Source organism: Priestia megaterium NBRC 15308 = ATCC 14581 (assembly GCF_000832985.1).
Lineage (GTDB): Bacteria > Bacillota > Bacilli > Bacillales > Bacillaceae_H > Priestia > Priestia megaterium.
Window position 1 is genome coordinate 3,713,395 of the sequence record NZ_CP009920.1, and the last position, 19,536, is coordinate 3,732,930.

Annotated in this window: 21 protein-coding genes and 1 pseudogene; 15 read left to right on the top strand and 7 right to left on the bottom strand. The window is 36.8% G+C overall.

Annotation, left to right across the window (positions count from 1 at the left end):
* The first annotated feature begins 46 nt into the window (after positions 1–46).
* Entirely contained in the window at positions 47–895 is an 849-nt protein-coding gene (locus BG04_RS19205; RefSeq protein ID WP_034653240.1) for an MBL fold metallo-hydrolase, read from the top strand.
* 136 nt (positions 896–1,031) lie between these two features.
* On the opposite strand, the gene BG04_RS19210 is transcribed toward BG04_RS19205, so the two are convergent.
* Positions 1,032–1,268, bottom strand: coding sequence for a hypothetical protein (locus tag BG04_RS19210; protein WP_034653238.1), 237 nt, complete (start codon positions 1,266–1,268; stop codon positions 1,032–1,034).
* 170 nt (positions 1,269–1,438) lie between these two features.
* Between BG04_RS19210 and BG04_RS19215 the strand changes: the two genes are divergently transcribed.
* The 3 genes from BG04_RS19215 to BG04_RS31045 all read left to right on the top strand — a co-directional run bounded on the left by BG04_RS19215 (position 1,439) and on the right by BG04_RS31045 (position 3,747).
* Complete coding sequence (locus BG04_RS19215; RefSeq protein WP_080743096.1) at positions 1,439–2,065, top strand: LysE family transporter; 627 nt, start codon at positions 1,439–1,441, stop codon at positions 2,063–2,065.
* Between the two features lie 127 nt (positions 2,066–2,192).
* On the top strand, positions 2,193–3,536 hold the full coding sequence (locus BG04_RS19220) for an amino acid permease (RefSeq protein ID WP_034653236.1): 1,344 nt from the start codon (positions 2,193–2,195) through the stop codon (positions 3,534–3,536).
* Between the two features lie 70 nt (positions 3,537–3,606).
* Complete coding sequence (locus tag BG04_RS31045) at positions 3,607–3,747, top strand: hypothetical protein (protein WP_013082476.1); 141 nt, start codon at positions 3,607–3,609, stop codon at positions 3,745–3,747.
* 46 nt (positions 3,748–3,793) lie between these two features.
* Here BG04_RS31045 and BG04_RS29885 read toward each other — a convergent pair whose 3' ends face one another.
* Both BG04_RS29885 and BG04_RS19225 read right to left on the bottom strand, forming a co-directional pair.
* Positions 3,794–3,946, bottom strand: coding sequence for a YpzG family protein (locus tag BG04_RS29885; protein WP_013056278.1), 153 nt, complete (start codon positions 3,944–3,946; stop codon positions 3,794–3,796).
* A 227-nt stretch (positions 3,947–4,173) separates the two neighbouring features.
* The gene (locus BG04_RS19225; protein WP_034653234.1) at positions 4,174–5,847 is read right to left on the bottom strand and encodes a ribonuclease J; all 1,674 of its coding nucleotides are present in this window, start codon (positions 5,845–5,847) and stop codon (positions 4,174–4,176) included.
* A 217-nt stretch (positions 5,848–6,064) separates the two neighbouring features.
* Between BG04_RS19225 and BG04_RS31050 the strand changes: the two genes are divergently transcribed.
* The 3 genes from BG04_RS31050 to BG04_RS19230 all read left to right on the top strand — a co-directional run bounded on the left by BG04_RS31050 (position 6,065) and on the right by BG04_RS19230 (position 7,049).
* Positions 6,065–6,205 (top strand): hypothetical protein, encoded by a 141-nt coding sequence (locus tag BG04_RS31050; protein WP_013082478.1) that lies wholly within the window; start codon positions 6,065–6,067, stop codon positions 6,203–6,205.
* 68 nt (positions 6,206–6,273) lie between these two features.
* Positions 6,274–6,420 (top strand): hypothetical protein, encoded by a 147-nt coding sequence (locus BG04_RS30600; protein WP_155276310.1) that lies wholly within the window; start codon positions 6,274–6,276, stop codon positions 6,418–6,420.
* 212 nt (positions 6,421–6,632) lie between these two features.
* Entirely contained in the window at positions 6,633–7,049 is a 417-nt protein-coding gene (locus tag BG04_RS19230) for a hypothetical protein (RefSeq protein WP_034653232.1), read from the top strand.
* Between the two features lie 77 nt (positions 7,050–7,126).
* Here BG04_RS19230 and BG04_RS19235 read toward each other — a convergent pair.
* Positions 7,127–7,330 (bottom strand): annotated as a pseudogene (locus BG04_RS19235) (KGG domain-containing protein); the annotation flags it as partial.
* Between the two features lie 220 nt (positions 7,331–7,550).
* Between BG04_RS19235 and BG04_RS19240 the strand changes: the two are divergent.
* Positions 7,551–7,775 (top strand): hypothetical protein, encoded by a 225-nt coding sequence (locus tag BG04_RS19240; protein ID WP_016763593.1) that lies wholly within the window; start codon positions 7,551–7,553, stop codon positions 7,773–7,775.
* A gap of 97 nt (positions 7,776–7,872) precedes the next feature.
* Here the strand turns inward: BG04_RS19240 and BG04_RS19245 are convergent, their stop codons facing one another.
* The gene (locus tag BG04_RS19245) at positions 7,873–8,604 is read right to left on the bottom strand and encodes a ZIP family metal transporter (protein WP_013082482.1); all 732 of its coding nucleotides are present in this window, start codon (positions 8,602–8,604) and stop codon (positions 7,873–7,875) included.
* 461 nt (positions 8,605–9,065) lie between these two features.
* Here BG04_RS19245 and BG04_RS19250 point away from each other — a divergent pair, with 461 nt between their 5' ends.
* The 3 genes from BG04_RS19250 (at position 9,066) to BG04_RS19260 (ending at position 11,187) form a co-directional block, all read left to right on the top strand.
* Positions 9,066–10,451 (top strand): amino acid permease, encoded by a 1,386-nt coding sequence (locus BG04_RS19250; protein ID WP_034653229.1) that lies wholly within the window; start codon positions 9,066–9,068, stop codon positions 10,449–10,451.
* Between the two features lie 155 nt (positions 10,452–10,606).
* On the top strand, positions 10,607–10,828 hold the full coding sequence (locus tag BG04_RS19255) for a hypothetical protein (protein WP_016763596.1): 222 nt from the start codon (positions 10,607–10,609) through the stop codon (positions 10,826–10,828).
* Between the two features lie 158 nt (positions 10,829–10,986).
* Positions 10,987–11,187 carry a hypothetical protein gene (locus BG04_RS19260; protein WP_016763597.1) on the top strand — a complete coding sequence of 67 codons (201 nt, stop codon included), beginning with the start codon at positions 10,987–10,989 and terminating at the stop codon, positions 11,185–11,187.
* Positions 11,188–11,276: 89 nt separating this feature from the next.
* Here the strand turns inward: BG04_RS19260 and BG04_RS19265 are convergent, their stop codons facing one another.
* The gene (locus BG04_RS19265) at positions 11,277–11,486 is read right to left on the bottom strand and encodes an alpha/beta-type small acid-soluble spore protein (protein WP_013058452.1); all 210 of its coding nucleotides are present in this window, start codon (positions 11,484–11,486) and stop codon (positions 11,277–11,279) included.
* Positions 11,487–11,576: 90 nt separating this feature from the next.
* Positions 11,577–12,560 (bottom strand): LacI family DNA-binding transcriptional regulator, encoded by a 984-nt coding sequence (locus BG04_RS19270; RefSeq protein ID WP_034653227.1) that lies wholly within the window; start codon positions 12,558–12,560, stop codon positions 11,577–11,579.
* A gap of 328 nt (positions 12,561–12,888) precedes the next feature.
* On the opposite strand from BG04_RS19270, the gene BG04_RS19275 reads away from it, so the two are divergent.
* The 4 genes from BG04_RS19275 to BG04_RS19290 all read left to right on the top strand — a co-directional run bounded on the left by BG04_RS19275 (position 12,889) and on the right by BG04_RS19290 (position 19,396).
* Complete coding sequence (locus BG04_RS19275; protein WP_034653224.1) at positions 12,889–14,130, top strand: MFS transporter; 1,242 nt, start codon at positions 12,889–12,891, stop codon at positions 14,128–14,130.
* 21 nt (positions 14,131–14,151) lie between these two features.
* Positions 14,152–15,609 (top strand): glycoside hydrolase family 32 protein, encoded by a 1,458-nt coding sequence (locus BG04_RS19280; RefSeq protein WP_034655246.1) that lies wholly within the window; start codon positions 14,152–14,154, stop codon positions 15,607–15,609.
* Between the two features lie 273 nt (positions 15,610–15,882).
* Entirely contained in the window at positions 15,883–17,343 is a 1,461-nt protein-coding gene (locus BG04_RS19285) for a protein adenylyltransferase SelO (RefSeq protein WP_034653221.1), read from the top strand.
* 601 nt (positions 17,344–17,944) lie between these two features.
* Positions 17,945–19,396, top strand: a complete 1,452-nt coding sequence (locus BG04_RS19290) for a glycoside hydrolase family 68 protein (RefSeq protein ID WP_034655245.1) — start codon at positions 17,945–17,947, stop codon at positions 19,394–19,396.
* Positions 19,397–19,536 lie beyond the last annotated feature (140 nt).

Sequence of the window (19,536 nt, forward strand, 5' to 3'; positions counted from 1 at the left end):
GTGTATCACATATATGAAGTGACACGTTAAAGGAGGGAATTATAAATTGAATAGAGAGATGCACGGAAGTTCATCAACGGAAAGTTTCATTCCCATGAGCTCTATAGCCAGTGGAAAAGGAGTCGAAGTGGCACCGGATATCTACAGCTACACTACACAGATTGTTAACGTATGTTTTATAGGAAATCCAGACAAAGAAAATAGTTTTGTACTTGTGGATGCGGGAATGCCTAATTCGGCTTCTATGATTATCAAAGAGGCAGAAGAAAGGTTTGGAAAAGAAAAAAAACCAAAAGCAATTATTCTTACACATGCACATTTTGATCATATTGGATCTATTATTGAACTAGTGGAGAAGTGGAACATACCGGTATATGTACATCCACTTGAACTTCCATATGTGACGGGTAAAAAAAATTATCCTACACCAGATGGCACAGTGGAAGGCGGGCTCGTGGCAAAGCTTTCTCCGTTATTTCCAACGGAAGCCATTGATTTAGGCTCTCACGTGCAAGCTTTACCAGCCGACGGCTCTGTACCTCATATGCCGGAATGGGAATGGATTCACACCCCTGGTCATTCTCCAGGACATATTTCTCTTTTTAGAAAGCAGGATCTGGCGCTTATCGCAGGAGATGCTTTTGTTACCACTAAGCAAGAATATTTACTGGATGTACTAGAGCAAGAATTGGAAATTAGCGGTCCTCCTCGTTATTTAACTACGGACTGGGCATCTGCCAAAAGATCAGTTGAAGTGCTTCAGTCACTGCATCCGTCTGTGGCGGTGACCGGACATGGAAAACCAGTTTCCGGAGAATGGCTTTCAACTAATTTATTGAAGCTTACGAAGAATTTCGATGAAATTGCTCGTCCTGATTACGGCAAGTATGTATAAGGCTAAAGAAAAAATATTACTCTTTACGCAGCTCTTAAAAGCTACAGGTGAAGATCAAAAGCTCTACGAACTCAGTGAGTTCGTAGAGCTTTTTTAGTTTTTCGTATAAAAGTAAAAAAAGTTATAACTTCCTTTATTAAAAATTTTGCTGAATAGCCTGCTGCGCTTCGCGTAAATGTCTTAGGTGTTCTTCCATTCGTTTTAATTCTTTATCACTAGACGCCTGTTTTTTTTGTTCGTTAATTTGCTGCTGAACGATAGTCAAATGCATTTGAGCATTTTGAAAATTAGCTCCATTCAAATTCATCTGCCCTTGATAAACAGCCTGTTCAGCTAATTGTAATGCTTCTTTAATATGAGTGTATGAATTCATGCCTCTCATCCTTCTGTATAGTATTTACAGTTAACATGCGCTGGTTTTTCGCAGCTATACAAATGATTTAGAAATAAAATAAAAATTACGTAGTACAAGCTAAGCAGGCTGCATACATTTATCATAGTTCAATTTATAAAATCTCAAAAGTAATGGAAGAAGGGATGTATGTGGGAGCTTTCTTTAGCTATGTATTATTAGGACTCTCGTTGGCGGCACCAATTGGTCCAATAAATGCAGCGCAGCTTGATAAAGGAATCAAAAATGGTTTTTTACATGCTTGGTTCTTAGGGATAGGAGCAACCTCGGTTGACGCTCTTTATATGCTTGTAGTGTATTTTGGATCCGTTCATTTTTTAAGCAGCGATTTTATGAAAACGTTTCTTTTTTCGTTTGGATGCTTCGTATTAATTTATACCGGTATTGAAGGGTTAATGAGCGCAGGGAAAATTACACAGCATCGGAACGCAAAAGGAGATTCTGTAGTAAAGTGTTTTTTTTCAGGTTTTTTAATTTCATTAACAAACCCGCTTACTATTCTTTTTTGGCTTGGTATTTATGGCTCTGTTTTAGCCAAAACAGCTAATACATACGAAACAGAACAGCTCATTTTATACAGCTGTGCTATTTTTACAGGGATTTTATGCTGGGATATTGCGATGGCAGCATTAGCAAGCACTTTTCGAAGGTACTTAGCAGCGACATTTTTGACTGCAGTTTCTGTTATATCCGGCCTTTCTCTAATAGGATTTGGTATATATTTCGGCTGGCAGGCTGTACAGCAATTGATTATTTAAGAGGGGAAAAAGCAGAACTGAATTTAAAGAGTTTTCTATCTGTTGAAAAATAGTAGAAAGCTGCCTCTTTTTGCGCATAATTTTTTCAAACTATCACACACTACATCGAGGCGTAAGGAGTGATAGTATGAAAAAGAAAATAGGCTGCGGAAGTCAGGTTGAAGGGAAATTAAAATGGTGGCAGCTGTCTTTAATCGGAGTAGGGTGCATCATCGGTACAGGCTATTTTTTAGGATCAAGTATTGCAATAAAAGCCACGGGTCCCTCTGTATTAATTGCTTTTTTACTAGCAGCAGTATGTACATTTGTTGTATTTGATGCTCTTGCTAAAATGAGTGCTCAAGATCCTCAAAAAGGTTCGTTTCGCTCCTATGCTAAAAAGGCTTATGGAAGATGGGCAGGATTTAGCAGCGGATGGGTGTACTGGAGTTCAGAGATGCTGATCATGGGGAGTCAGCTCACTGCTTTATCTCTTTTTACACGTTTTTGGTTTGACGGTATTCCACTGTGGGTCTTTGCCTCTATTTATGCTGTTTTAGGCATTGCTGTTGTATTAATCGGAACAAAAGGCTTTGAACGAATGGAAAATGTATTTGCTGTCACAAAAGTGGCTGCCATTTTAATGTTTATTGTATTAGCTAGTCTCGCTTTATTTGGATTTCTTGACCAAGGTGCCAAACAAGGAGTGCCACGAACGATAAGTGAAGTATTTCCCCACGGCTTTTTAGGTTTATGGGGCGCTTTGCTTTATGCCTTTTATGCTTTCGGCGGCATCGAAGTCATGGGAATCATGACGGTTCGTTTAGAAAAAAAAGAAGATGCACCGAAAGCAGGAAGAAGTATGCTTATTCTCCTTGGAATTATTTATATTGTTTCACTGAGTTTAGCTATTTTAATTGTGCCATTTCATGATTTTCATGGAAATCAAAGTCCATTTATAACGGCTTTAGAAACATATCATCTTCCATTTTTCCCTCATGTTTTTAATGGAGCAATGATTGTTGCTGGTTTCTCAACGATGTCAGCGTCTTTTTTTTCTGTAACGACAATGATTGTCACTCTTTCAGAAGATGGAGATGCCCCGGCATTGTTTTCAAAACAAAAAAAGAAAAAGCTGCAGTTTCCTTTACCGGCTTTACTTTTAACAACAGCAGGATTAGTTGTTTCTATTGTTCTTTCCTTGCTATTGCCTGGGAAAATTTATGAGTACATTACAACAGCAGCGGGACTGATGCTGATTTATAACTGGTTCTTTATTTTAATTTCTTTTCATCGCTTAATCAAACAAACCGTTTGGGATAAAGTAAAACAAGCTGTTGGCCTCTTATTAATCCTGCTAGCAGTAAGCGGTACGCTGTTAGAATCTGCAAGCAGGCCAGGTTTCTTTGCAAGCTTAGGCTTTCTAATTGTTATAAGCCTTGTTATTTTAAAACTGCGCCATAAGTGGAAAGAAGAAGAAGCCGCTAGCTAACATATATTTAATCTTTATGAGGGACACTATGCACGTTGTACAATTACAAAAATAAAAGGTGGTTATGATTATGCCAAAAAACAAGCAGACTCCTTCTTCACAAGTAGATCAAAAACAAGTAGTAGATGACAAAGCAAAAGCGCTACGAGAAAATAATTATGAAGATGGTCATATTCGCAAGATAACTCAAAGCGGAGCAGACGGCCAATAACAAAAAAAGACGCGTTCGCGTCTTTTTTTGTTGAAGTGTATCATCCTTACCAACGATGAGCTTTTGCATTACTTCGCAAGATGATGTTCGTTTGAGACATCTCTGTATGTCCATTTACTTGGGACTTTGAACGCTTCGGTCTCGTCCAGTTGTGGCGGAATAGTTCTGAATGCTGATCTACTTGATTTTTATCATTCATCATAATCACCTCAAGGATAGGATACTTTCACAAGATATTTACGGTGAAATATCTCTCTTATAGAATGGGATAAAAAAGAAGAAATACACCTAACACTTTTAACCATACATATAAAGGGAGTGCCTATTCATAAACTATAAAGGGCAACTTCTAACTTTGGGTTAAGCTTCGGATTTATAAAGTAAAACTGCCTTAGTGGGGACTAAGGCAGTTTTTTAGTGGAGTAATCAAACTTCAATAATGACAGGAAGGATCATAGGTCTTCTTTTGGTTTGGTTATATAAAAATTGGCCAAGCGTTGTCTTGATTTCTTTTTTCATAATGCTCCATTGGTGAACATGAGCTTTTTGTAATTGATTTACAATTTTAGTCACTTGTCGGTTAACATCTTTTAATAACTGCTCTGAATCTCTGGTATAAACAAAGCCTCGTGAAATGGTATCTGGGCCAGACACAATTTTCCCTTCCGCTTTATTCAGAGTAATAACAATAACCAGCATACCATCTTCTGAAAGCTGTTTGCGGTCACGTAAAATCGCGTTGCCGACATCTCCAATGCCAAACCCATCTACATATACATTACCTGCAGGGATTTTTCTTGTTTGAACAGCTGCTCCGCCCTTGATATCAACAATATCACCGTTATTTATAATAAAAATGTTCTCTTTTTCCACCCCGACGGATTCTGCTAATAAGCTGTGGTGATGGAGCATTCGAAACTCACCGTGAATGGGGATAAAATACTTTGGCTTCATCAATGTAGCCATTAATTTTAGCTCTTCTTGATAGCCATGTCCTGATACGTGCATACCTGTTGCGCTTCCTGAACCGTAAATCACATGAGCCCCGAGTGTGAAAAGGCTGTCGACAATACGAGAGATATTACGTTCATTGCCAGGAATAGGCCCTGCTGATAAAATGACCGTGTCTTCAGGAAGAATCTCTACTTGTCGGTGATTTCCGCTGGCTAATCTAGATAGAGCGGCCATCGGCTCGCCTTGGCTTCCAGTGCAGAGAATAGCGACTTGTTCAGGTGCAAGTGAATGTACTTCATAAGGTTCAATTAGCATCCCTTCAGGAATGGTTAAATACCCTTTCTCTAACGCAACTGATACAACGTTAACCATGCTTCTTCCTAGCAGCGCAAGTTTTCTGTTCGTTTTAATCGCTGCATCTACAATTTGCTGTACGCGGTTAACATTCGAGGCGAAAGTAGAAATAATCACTTTTCTCTTTGCTTTACGAAAAGCTTCTTCTACATGTCTGCCAACTAACTTTTCTGAAGGCGTAAATCCAGGGCGTTCAGCATTTGTACTTTCGGATATTAAAGCCAGTACACCTTCACTGCCGATTTTCGCCATTTTATGAAGATCTGGATATTGGTCATTAACAGGAGTTAAATCAAACTTAAAATCCCCGGTATGCACAACAGCTCCTTCAGGCGTATGAAAGACAATGCCAAGACAATCTGGAATGCTGTGATTCGTTTTAAAAAAAGAAAGTGGAATATTGCCTAATGTAATTTCTGACTCTTCGTTGATTTCAATAAGCTCCGTCTCTGCAGATAATTGATGTTCCTGGAGTTTAATGTCAATTAATCCAAGGGTAAGGCTTGTTGCATAAATGGGAAGGTTCAACTGTTTTAAAAGATAAGGAATACCTCCAATATGATCTTCATGACCATGCGTAACAACCAGTGCTCGAACTTTTTCTCGATTCTCTTGCAGGTATGTAATATCAGGTATAATCAAATCAATTCCTAATAAACTTTCGTCAGGGAATTTAGAGCCGCAGTCAATTACAATGATGTCATCATCATATTGAACGGCATACATGTTTTTTCCTATTTCATTAATGCCGCCTAAAGCAAAAATGGATAGTGTGTTTCTATTTGTACTCACACTTATTTCCTCCTATATTTTCAAAATCAATATGCAGAATTTCTACTCTTAGTATGAACATTTATTTCTGGTGCATTCTGTTAAATATGGAGATTTTATTTTTATTTAATAAGAGGGATGCAAGTAAAAAGAAAAGAAGGTCATTTTCCTGATACTACCTCTTATTTTCTTTTTATAACTCCATAAAATATAGACGTTACACATGGAGGTGGATGGAATGAGTAAACAAAATAAAAGCAAAAACCAAGGAGTCAGCAGCAGTGCAGCTGCTGTCGATAATGTGAATAAAAGTATTTTATCAAACGATATTCATACAGATGAGCTTCAAAAAGCAAAAGTAAGCCGTCATAACAAATAAAAGAATGACAACCAAAAGAGCAGCTTTGAGCTGCTCTTGATAAAATAGAGATAGGGAAGTGAAAAAACGTGTCAGAAAACAAAAGTTCTCAATATAAAGAAGAAAATAAGTCAACGCCTAGTCGTCCTCTTGAATATAAAGAACGCACAAATCAATCACAGAGTACACGTCAAATGCTGCGCAGCATTCTCGAATATTCGAGTCGATATCGTTAATAAAATTCTACATATAAAACTGTAAGGATAAGCGGGCAATATAAAAGTTGAAGCACCGCTTTAATACAAAAAAGCAAGCAGCTATGCTTGCTTTTTTGTATGTATAGCCTTATACATATTGAAAAAAAAACATACATACGGTATTTTAGATAAACGTATGTATAATGGTAAACCTGTACATGTATTTTTTGAGAAAAGAAGTGGGGGATTTTATGAATTTACATGATTTTGTTCATGGAGTAGATCCAACAATAAAGCTAGTTATTGAAGATGAGTTTCCTGGAACGCGGTGTGTAGGCGGAAAGTACGTTCCTAGCACACATTCTATTTTTTTATATGAAGAAGATATTAACATACAGTGTCAGCACTTATTTGGTTCAAATGAGTGTTTAGAATCTTATCAATGGATTATTTTAGCTCACGAATTAGGTCATGCGCTAGATGAAGACCTTTTATCTTTGAGTGCAAAGTTTGATCAAACAGACGATATAGGTCTTTTGTATCGAATTGAATGTAATGCTTGGGAGATAGGAGAGAAATTGATTCCTTTTATTAATTCAGAACTATTCTCATTCATAAAAGATCAATCGTTAGCCCATTACCATAAAGAGATGGAGAAGATTAGTTAGAAGAAAAAAAGTTCCTGTGACTTGTACTATAAGGAACTTTTCTTCTTCGAGTTGTTTATTACTTCAAATACTAGTTAATTATTACGCTGGCTGCTGGATCTGCCGCCTTTTTTTCCAATTTCCTCGTAAAATTCTTTACCTTGATTTTTGGAAGTAGCTTCTCCGCCTTTTTCACCAATTTCTTGGTAAAACTCTTTGTCATGATTTTTGGAAGTAGCTTTTCCACCTTTTCTTCCTGCTTCTTCACGACTCATTTTTTCATTCTTTTTATTAGTTGCCATCTTGCATCCCTCCTAATAAATTTGAATTCATAGTCTGTCTTCCCGGTCAAAAAAGGATCAAACTGGTTATTTTATATTTTTTCTAAAAATTAGATTTTTCTCAAAATTATCAGACCACGAAGCCCTGTATAGCAGTATTTATTAAGTTGAAATTAATCTTAAAAAATTTTATATGAAATATGATATGGTTAAGAGAAATAAGAAAAAGGAGCTTAGAAACATGTCAAAATATGTAGAAATGGATACCGCTTCGCTGCGACGGAAAATACAAGAATACAAAGAATTAATTTGGAGAGTAGGGCCAGGAAGTGAAAGAACTATAGAAGCTGTTCAAGAGATTCAAGGAATGGAAAAAGAGTTAAAAGCACGCAATGCAGAATTTGAAGCTACGGATTGGAAAACTTTTACTCAGGAAATAAAAGAAAACTACGACTTTACTTATTAAATAAGACACATTCATAATAATGTGATGAGGATAAATGTCTCCAAGTAGAAGGCTGTCTGTTTTCTACTTGGAAACGATAGAAGTAGTATGAAGACGATTAAGAAAAATGATCCAGTATGAGTGAAGCAAGTAATCCAAGTGCAGCAATCAATCCTGTAATAGACCCTCCCTCTTCATAGGCCTCTGGCATCATTGTAGAACCTACCATAGCAATAATACCACCGCCGGCAAAAGCAGCAATAGCAGCCATAAGTGTCTCAGATGCATGGTCTAAAAAAACAAATCCTGTCCATGAACTAAAAGCTGAAATGAACAAAACAGCTGCCCATAGTAAAAAAATTTTCTTTTTAGAGAATCCGCTTTTCACTAGACCGGTCGTACTGGACAGTCCTTCAGGAATATTACTTATAAAAATAGCGATAACAAGAAGCCAGCTAACGGTTGCATTTTCAATTAAGCTAGCCCCAATCATAATGGACTCTGGGATTGCATCCATTACGGTTCCTATAAATATAGCAATTCCAGAACTACTCGCAGCCATTTGTTTGGTAGACCGCTTTCTTTTATTCGCTCCTTGACGTGAAATTAGATAGTCTAAAAAAGTAAAAACGACAGCCCCGGCAAGAAAACCAAGAGAAGTAGCTTTTAACCCGCCGTTATGAACCGAGTCTCCAAGCAGCTCATAGGTAGATGCTCCGATTAATACACCTGTCCCAAAAGCCATAATATAACCAATTATCTTTTTGCCGATAGGCAAAAAAACTGCTGCCAAAGCACCAAGAAGGACAGCTGATCCTGAAATTCCGCCCCACATCGCAGCTTGCCACATGAAAAATCCCTCCTCATCTCTATTTTCTATGGATACTTTCCCTAAGAAGAGAAAGAAGAAACGTAAAAGGAGAAGAAAGGATTTTTTTCGATTAAGTAGTGGTTTCATTTCGTTCGCCTTAAAAAATAGAGTGTTCTAGCACCCTGAGCCTATATTTATTTTAAATATTCATAAAATTTAAATTATACTGAAATAAAAAAATATTTCACTAAGATGATTGATTTAATAAAGGTAAAAGGTTTTGTTGAGTGTTTTTCTGAAAAAAACAATTGTATTTCTGAGGGAAATTTATTATTATAAAATAAGTAATTATACAGTCGAATAGCTAAAAATAGAAAAAATAGTTTAGTTGTAAAGGTACTAGATAAAAATGGAAGGTTTTAAAAACGATAGCTGTTCCATCAGACACAAAAAGTATCTTTCCTAACAGAGCTATAACAAGTTTAGGAGGAGGAAATGGAATGGCAGACAAACAGCTAAAAAGAGGCTTAGAATCCCGTCACATTCAAATGATCGCGCTAGGCGGAACAATTGGCGTTGGATTATTTATGGGATCAGCAAGCACCATCCAATGGACAGGTCCATCGGTATTGCTTGCTTACGCAATCTGCGGAATGTTTATTTTCTTTATTATGCGTGCCATGGGCGAAATGCTGTACATGGAACCAAGCACAGGTTCATTCGCTACATTTGGCCACAAATATATTCATCCATTAGCAGGTTATATGGCTGCGTGGAGCAACTGGTTTCAATTTGTAATCGTAGGGATGTCTGAAATTATAGCGGTAGGAGCATATATGCATTACTGGTTCCCACATCTACCTGCTTGGGTACCAGGTATTATTGCCATGTTGATTTTAGGCACAGCCAACTTAGTTTCAGTGAAATCATTTGGAGAGTTTGAATTTTGGTTTGCGATGATTAAGATTGTAACGATTATTTTGATGATTATTGCAGGGCTCGGGTTGATTTTCTTCGGATTTGGAAACGGGGGAGACGCTATTGGATTATCAAACCTTTGGGCACACGGCGGCTTCTTTGCAGGCGGATGGTCAGGTTTTTTCTTTGCACTATCTCTTGTTGTTGCAGCTTATCAAGGAGTCGAGCTAATTGGTATTACAGCTGGTGAAGCAAAGGACCCTAAAAAAACGTTAAGAAACGCAATTCAAAGCATCATCTGGCGCATTTTAATTTTTTATATTGGAGCTATTTTCGTTATCGTGACGGTATATCCGTGGAATGAATTAGATTCTTTAGGGAGTCCATTTGTATCTACATTTGCTAAAGTTGGTGTTACGGCAGCTGCAGGTATCATTAACTTTGTTGTTATTACAGCAGCTATGTCAGGCTGTAACAGTGGAATTTTTAGTGCAGGACGCATGCTTTATACGCTTGGCGTAAACGGTCAAGCACCTAAATTCTTCACAAAAATTTCTCGTAACGGCGTTCCAATTTATAGCACACTCGCTGTTATGATTGGATTGGTAATTGGTGTTGTTTTAAACTACATCGCTCCACCGAATGTATTTGTTTATGTATACAGTGCGAGCGTGCTTCCGGGAATGATTCCTTGGTTCATCATTCTTATCAGCCAAATTCGTTTCCGTAAAGCTAAAGGTGCTGAAATGGATAGTCATCCTTTCAAAATGCCTTTTGCACCTGTAACGAATTATGTAACTATTGCCTTTCTACTAATGGTGCTTGTAGGCATGTGGTTTAATGATGAAACGCGTATCTCACTTATTGTAGGAGTTATTTTCCTCGCTCTTGTTGTCATTAGTTTTTACGCATTCGGAATAAATAAGCGTATGATACCTGATACAGAGAACGGTCAAATAAAGAAATAAATATGCTTTTTCATAAGTGAAAGGCAAAACAAAAAAACGGCTGAGAAAAGCCGTTTTTTTGTTTTGTTTAAATGAAAGATACAAGAAAAATGTCATTGTACGCTGATAGTTTGGATAAACTATATTCGTTCATATAACGTAAAGGAGCGAATGTTATGAGAAGCCACAGATATATTATCAAAGATTCACTAAAAGCTGATGAAGTTGCCAAGGATTTGGAACTGCAGCTGGATATAAACCGAATGTCCGATGTCAGAATTCTTTCGGTAAATGCACAAAACGAAATACTCGTTCAAATGCAGGAGGAGAACGAGGAAGCAGGAGATGTTATTGATGTATTTATGAAAGAGTATAAAACAGGAGAAATTATTGAATAGCATGTAATTGAGAAGAATATTGAGTGGTTTTGTTGAATAAATAAAAAGAAAACACCTTTATTTTTTATTGAAAAAGAAACGGACGTAAGAAAACTTCTTGTTTATCAAGAAGTTTCTTTTGTATCTGAACAGTAGTTTGTATACGTAGGGGAGAGGTGATGAAGGTGAAAAAAAATGGTGAAGGCCACGTCCTTTTTATTATTCTCGGAGGTCTGTTTATTTTAATAGGCACACTCTTTGCAAATACTTCCGTTTATTTTCTCATCTCCGGATGGATAGCAGCCGTCTGTTGTTTAGGAATCAGCGCTGTACTAAAGAAAGAAAAAACAAAATCAGTCAGTAAAGAGGAGGAAGAATAATAATTTTTATATAAAAATGGAAAGTAAATATATGAAAAGGAAGAATGGATATCCATTCTTCCTTAAGTCATGGTGTGTATGAAATTGTCTTAGAAACGTCCGCCGCCAAGTTGTTGCTCAGCTAATTGTACAAGACGTTTTGTGATTTCGCCGCCTACTGATCCGTTTGCACGTGCAGTAGTGTCAGCTCCTAAATTTACTCCGAACTCGCTAGCGATTTCATATTTCATTTGATCGATTGCTTGTTCAGCCCCGTATACTAATAATTCATTATTATTGCTGCTTTTGTTGTTTGCCATTGTATTCAACTCCTTTCTGTAACGTTAAGGTGTGAATAAAGGAAGAAGAATATGCAATAAACTGATATTTATTTTATAAAAAACGTATTTTTACGTTGTTTGTCCTTCTAGAAGCTTAACGGGAAGGCAGATTTCACGAGGTATATTGCTGAATTCTCCTTCAATTTCTTTTAGTAAAATATCAATGGCTGTTTGAGCAATCGATTCAATGGGCTGTTGAACTGTAGTTAGACCAGGTAACAAAGTCTGACTGGCCTCCGTTCCGTCATAGCCCACAATTTTTAAATCTCTTGGGATGTTTTTTCCTCTTTTTTGTGCTTCTGCAACTACTAAAGCTGCAAGTAAGTCATCACTTGCAAAAATACCATCTACTTCCGGATTTTCTTCAAAAACCTTAGAAATAGTTTCTCTCTGGATGTTGCGGTCGAAGGTATTTGAAATTTCATACGTGATAGGCTGTTTTCCGTACTTTTTCATCACGTTTTCATAAGCTTTCCTTCTTAAGTTAGCTGGAGTTTCGAGTTTAAGGGGGCCGTTAATATGAATAATATGCTTACAATCTTTTGAAATGAGCAATTCCGTGGCTTGTTTTCCTCCAGAATAGTTATCAGAAGATACGGTAGGAATATCTGTTGATAAATAATGATCCACTGCAACTACAGGAAGACTTTGACTTTCTGAATCAAAAATACCTCTATTATAAGTAACGGCAATCACACCATCTACCTGATTTCTGATGAGCATCTCTACATATTTTTTTTCTTTATCAATTCGATTAAGACTGTTGCAAAGAAGTACTTTGTAGTTAAGAGAAGCACATATACTTTCAATGTGAAAGGCTAACTCTCCGAAAAAAGGGTTGCTCGTTTGCGGGACAATCATACCGATTAAATTTGTTCGTTTATTAAATAATGAACGTGCAATATCATTTGGGAAATAATTAATTTCTTTCATTGCTTTATAAACATTTTCTCGCGTTTCTTTGCTTATGTAACCACGGTTATTTAATACACGAGAAACGGTAGTCGGTGAAACACCTGCAATTTTTGCTACATCACTAATCTTGGCTTTCATCTAATTTCCTCCTAATTTCTCCAAAACATTGCTTTTATAGTATATATCAGACATGTAAAAGCCTTAAAATAAATTGCAATTAAGCAAATAGCTTTCAGTCGTTACGTTTTCTTTTGACCAATAAAAATCTATGTAAAGATTGTAAACGGTTTATTAAACAATTTAAACATACCACAAAGCCCACTTTTACACCTAATACAATCTTTTTTTAAAATATAAAATGTGAAACCGGTTGACATATGAAACCGGTTGACATAAAATCATATTGAAAGTGCTTTCATTTTGTTAGATAAAAGATTTTATATCTTAAGCTAAAGGGGTAACTAAAATGAAAAGTTCAAAAAGTTTATATTGGAAGCTGAGTGCATATTTTTTCTTCTTCTTTTTTACGTGGTCGTCCAGCTACTCTTTATTTTCTATCTGGTTAGGGCAAGAGATTAAGTTGAACGGATCAGCAACAGGCTTAATCTTTTCTGTGAACGCTATCTTTGCTTTGTGTATGCAGCCTTTGTACGGATATATATCTGACAGGATAGGTTTAAAGAAACACGTTTTATTTTTTATTAGCTGTCTTTTAGTGTTTGTAGGACCATTTTATATTTTTGTTTATGGACCTTTGCTTCAATACAATGTGGTGATAGGGGCTATTATTGGAGGCTTATATTTAGGAGTAGCGTTTTTGGCGGGCATCGGAGCGATTGAAACATACATAGAGAAAGTCAGCCGAAAATATAAATTTGAGTATGGAAAATCTAGAATGTGGGGGTCATTAGGCTGGGCTGCAGCTACGTTTTTTGCAGGACAATTATTTAATATTAATCCTCACATTAATTTTTGGGTGGCATCTGTTTCAGCGGTTATCCTAGTCGCTATTATTTTTTCTGTAAAAGTAGAAATGAGCAGTTATGAAATGGAAAAAGCTGAATCCGTCACGCTAAGAGATGTAGGTAGTTTATTTTTATTGAAGGAATTTTGGTTTTTTATGATTTATGTTGTTGGTGTTACATGCGTATATGGGGTATACGATCAGCAATTTCCTATCTATTATGCATCTTTGTTTCCTACTGAATCGATAGGTAACCAAGTATTTGGCTACTTAAATTCGTTTCAAGTATTTTTAGAAGCTGGAATGATGTTCGCAGCACCGTTTATTGTAAATAAGATCGGTGCAAAAAATAGTTTAATTTTAGCAGGATTTCTAATGGGATTTCGTATTATTGGGTCAGGGCTTGTTGTTGGTCCAATCGGAATATCTTCAATGAAACTCATTCATGCATTAGAACTTCCTATTATGCTCATTGCCATCTTTAAATATTTGGCAGCTAACTTTGACACGCGCCTATCTTCCATCCTTTATTTGGTTGGATTCCAATTTGCTTCGCAAATAGGTGCTTCAGTTCTTTCACCCATAGTGGGAGGATTATATGATAGCGTAGGTTTTTCCCGTACCTATTTAATTATGGGAGGTATGGTTTTGGTATTTAACGTTATTTCGATGTTTACACTACTAAACTCTAAAAAACATAGATTTATAAGAAAAGATGTACAAGAAAACACGCAGATTATATAGGGGGATATGATGATGTTAACGATAAATAAAATCGAGCAAGCTCAACATTCATTAAATGAAGCAGAGAAAAAGGTGAATCATCAATATCGGTTAGGGTATCATATTATGGCGCCAGCGAACTGGATTAATGATCCGAATGGGTTGGTTCAGTATAAAGGAGAATATCATGTTTTTTATCAACATCATCCTTATGACGAAAATTGGGGGCCAATGCATTGGGGACATGTCAAAAGCAAAGATCTTGTTCATTGGCAGCACTTGCCGATTGCTTTAGCTCCTGGAGATTCATTTGATAAAGATGGATGTTTTTCTGGAAGTGCCGTGGATAACGAAGGAGAGCTTACGTTAATTTATACAGGACATAATTATATAGACAAAGAGCTGGATACTTTTTTTCAAAACCAAAATATAGCTGTTAGTAAAGACGGCATTACCTTTGAAAAAGCAGAGGCCAACCCAGTTATTGCTGAGCCGCCAGCAGATAGCTCTCATCATTTTAGAGATCCTAAAGTATGGAAGCACGAAGGTTTCTGGTATATGATTCTAGGAAACTCAACAAAGAAACAAGAGGGCCGTGTTATCTTATACCGGTCTTCAAATTTACAAAAATGGGAATATGTTGGTGTTCTTGCTAAAAGCGATGGAGATCTAGGATACATGTGGGAGTGTCCAGACTTCTTTGAGTTAGACGGAAAGCATGTGTTAATGATTTCTCCTCAAGGGATAGAAGCAAAAGGTGATTCCTATCACAACCTTTTCCAAACAGGATATTTAGTTGGAGAATATAATTATGGAACCAATACATTTCATCATGGGTCATTTACTGAATTAGATTACGGCCACGATTTTTATGCTGTTCAAACACTTTTAGATGATAAAGGACGGCGAATTGCAATTGGCTGGATGGACATGTGGGAAGCTAATATGCCAACGAAAGAGGATGGATGGTGCGGTGCGCTAACGCTCCCGAGAGAACTAACTTTAAGAGAGGATAAAGTGTTAATGAACCCCGTCCAAGAGCTTACATCACTTCGGAAAACTCAGTATAATATGCTAACCAATAAAGCTCTTTCTAACAGCTATGTAGTAGAAGTAAATGAAGACTTGCTAGAGATACAAGCTGTATTTGATTTAGCGGACTGCCAAGCTTCATCGGTAGGAATAAAAATTCGTGGAATAAACAACGAAGAAACGCTTATGTGTTACAACCTTAATGAGCAAAAGTTATTGCTTGACTGTACTCACTCGGGAAAAGAAGATGGAGTGAGGAAAGTAGCGCTACAAGCAGGTGAGACACTAGCTTTACGAATATTTGTGGACCGTTCTTCCGTTGAAGTATTTGCAAACGAAGGACAAGCGACCATGACGAGCCGTATTTATCCAAAAGAAAGCAGGCTTGGAATTGAGTTATTTACTGAAGGAGGAAACGTAATCGTAAAAGAGTTAACGTATTGGAATTTAAAAGATATTTGGGGGTAAAATACAGAGGAAGAAGTATATTAATACTTCTTCCTTTTTTGAGCATTTAATAGCTCGTCAACAAAGTGGAGGTATATAAATGGATAAGGCACTTTAGATTAAAAGTACGGGCAAATACGATATAATAGTAAAAGAGATAATGAATGAAAGAGCAACTGTCCTGCTCTAAGATGCCCAGAAGAAAGCAGGATAGAGCAAGGCTACTGCGCTTATAAAACAACGATCAGTAAAGAAAGAATTATGTTTTAAGACACAAAAAGAAAAGGAGATACGATGACTAATCAAAAAGAAACAGGATGGAATTTACGTAATAGCTATGCGGAGTTACCAAACATCTTTTTTACCCCTCTTGATCCTAATCCAGTGAGTTCACCTAAAATAGTTAAATTTAACGACTCTTTAGCCGCATCTCTAGGGTTACAAAAAGAACAGCTGCAAAGCCCAGAAGGAGTTAGTATTTTGGCTGGAAACAGTTTTCCAAAAGGTGCTTTCCCGCTTGCACAAGCTTATGGGGGGCATCAATTTGGCCACTTTAACATGCTAGGAGACGGCCGGGCTTTGCTGATAGGGGAGCAAGTTACGCCTTCGGGTGAGAAAGTAGACATTCAGCTTAAAGGCTCAGGCCGAACACCATATTCCCGCGGAGGAGACGGCCGGGCAGCTCTAGGACCTATGCTGCGTGAGTATATTATTAGTGAAGCCATGCATGCTCTTGGTATTCCGACTACTCGGAGCCTAGCAGTCGTAACAACAGGTGAATCCATTGTTCGTGAAAAAGAACTGCCGGGGGCGATTTTGACGCGTGTAGCTTCCAGTCACCTTCGTTTTGGCACATTTCAGTTCGCTGCAAAATGGGGAACGGTCGAAAACCTTCAAGCTTTAGCTGACTATGCATTAGAACGTCACTTTCCCCACATAGAAAAGAATGAAAAAAAATATTTATCATTGCTTCAAGAAGTGATTAAGCGTCACGCTACCCTAGTTGCTAAATGGCAGCTTATTGGTTTTATTCATGGCGTCATGAATACGGATAATATGACAATTAGTGGAGAAACAATTGATTATGGGCCATGTGCATTTATGGATACCTATGATCCAGAAACTGTATTTAGTTCAATTGATGTACAAGGGCGCTACGCTTATCAAAATCAACCAGGCATTACAGGGTGGAATCTTGCGAGATTTGCCGAGGCTTTATTACCGCTATTGGATCAAGATATAGAAAAAGCAGTTGAAATAGCGCAAAGCGCTGTGACGGAATTCCCAAAATTCTATCGGGAAAACTGGCTGGCAGGTATGCAGGCTAAACTTGGTCTTTTTAACGAAGAAAAAGAAGATGAAGCATTATTCCAAGACCTTCTTACAATAATGAAAACCTATAAAGCTGACTACACAAATACGTTTCGTGCATTAACCGCTGAAAAGTTAGAAAACAGTGATCTGTTTGAAAGCAAAAAATTTGCACAGTGGCATGAGCTATGGCAGAAAAGATTAGGTAGACAAAAACAATCTAAAGCGGAGTCACAAGAGCTTATGAAAAATAATAATCCGGCTGTCATTCCTCGAAATCACCGAGTGGAAGAAGCGTTAGACGCAGCACAAAAAAAAGACTACAGCGTCATGGAAACCCTTCTTGAAGTGATTTCTAGCCCATATGAATCTCCGGGTCAGCCAGAGTATTGTACACCGTCTGCTCCGTCTAAGCAGCCTTATCAAACGTACTGCGGAACTTGATTCTTAAATAAGAACTGCTATTTAAAAACAGCACAAATGATATCAAAAAGAGCTCTTTATAAAGAGCTCTTTATAAAGAGCTCTTTTTGATTTTCTGAAAAATGTATTATTGATTCATTAAAATGATAGCGATTTCTCGTGAAAAGCTACATAAAATTTAACAGGATAAAAGAATCAAATTGAAAAGCAATTATCTAATTCTTTTGTCTCTCATTATTTCCAATAGGAACTATTATATAATAAATTATTCCACTAATTCACAAAAAATACATTAACAATATTTTTTTGAAAATGGCTTACTTTAACAATTGTAGAAGAGCTTATAAAAAATAGCAGGTTAAATATGATGGTGAATTTGCTCATTTAATTAAAAAGTTGAAGGTTTAAGACTTTATAACCAAATGAAAGATATAAGAGAAGAAAAATGAGATAATTACTCCATTTTACCTATTTGACTTTTCAATATTATGCAAGTAATCTTGGAAAGGTAATGGAACCGGTTCTGTTATTTCGCCAGATTGATATGACTTCTCGATACATAGAAAATGAATTGCTTGTGAGTGACACAAGAAAAGGTATTATACAAAAGGGAGAAAAACAGATGAATATTAAGAAAATCGCAAAGCAAACTACAGCTTTATCTTTTGCTACAGCTCTGTTAATAGGTGCTGGATCTCAAACATGGGCTGCTGAAAGCAATCATAAAGATACCAACAATAATTATGGAGTTTCCCATATTACACGTGATAACATGCTGAAAATTCCTCAGCAGCAAAAAAGCGAACAGTTTAAAGTTCCAGCTTTTGATAAATCAACAATCAAAAATATTGCCTCTGCAAAAGGGTATGATAAATCGGGCAATTTAATTGATTTAGACGTATGGGACAGCTGGCCTCTGCAAAATGCTGACGGAACAGTAGCCAACTATCATGGTTACCAAGTTGTATTTGCACTAGCAGGCGATCCGAAAGATGCTGATGATACATCTATTTATGTGTTTTATCAAAAAATCGGTGAAGATTCGATTGACAGTTGGAAAAATGCAGGAAGAGTGTTCAAAGACAGTGACAAATTTGTACCGAATGATCCTCATTTGAAAAAGCAAACACAAGAATGGTCAGGATCTGCTACTTTAACATCAGACGGAAAAATACGCTTATTCTATACTAACTTTTCAGGTACAAACTATGGAAAACAAACCATAACAACGGCTCAAGTAAATGTATCCCAGCCAAGTGGAGATACGTTAAAAATTGATGGTGTTGAAGATCATAAATCCATTTTTGATGGTGATGGTAAAAAGTATCAAAATATTCAGCAGTTTATTGACGAAGGCGCATATGGTTCAGGAGATAATCATACGTTGAGAGATCCTCACTATGTAGAGGATAAAGGGCATAAATACCTTGTATTTGAAGCAAACACAGGAACTGAAGATGGTTATCAAGGTGAAGATTCCCTTTACAATCGAGCTTACTACGGTGGAAATAATCCATTTTTCCAATCAGAAAAAGAGAAATTACTTCAGAGCTCTAATAAAAAGAAAGCCTCTTTAGCAAACGGTGCATTAGGCATTGTTGAACTAAATAACAATTATACCTTGAAAAAAGTAATGGATCCACTGATTACTTCAAACACGGTGACAGATGAAATTGAACGCGCAAATGTATTTAAAAAAGATGGGAAATGGTACTTATTCACAGATTCTCGCGGATCTAAAATGACGATTGATGGTATCGGCCAAGATGACGTATATATGCTAGGGTACGTATCAAATACGCTGACAGGAAAATACAAGCCGCTAAATGATACAGGACTTGTTTTACATATGGACCTCGATCCTAATGACAAAACGTTTACGTATTCACATTTTGCAGTTCCACAAGTGAAAGGAGACAATGTCGTAATCACAAGTTACATGACAAACAGAGGCTTTTATTCAGAGGAACATTCTACTTTTGCTCCTAGCTTCTTGTTAAATATTAAAGGATCAAAAACAGCTGTTGTGAAAAACAGTATTTTACCACAAGGGCAATTAAGTACGGATAAATAATTTTTAAAAACGAAAGAAGATGGCGGTAACTGCTGCTGTTTTCTTTCGTTTTATTATTTAATCAAAAATGTGCTGTAAACGCAGTGCTGATTAAAATAAAAAAGCAGTATATACATTAATAGTTATTTAAAGAAAATGAA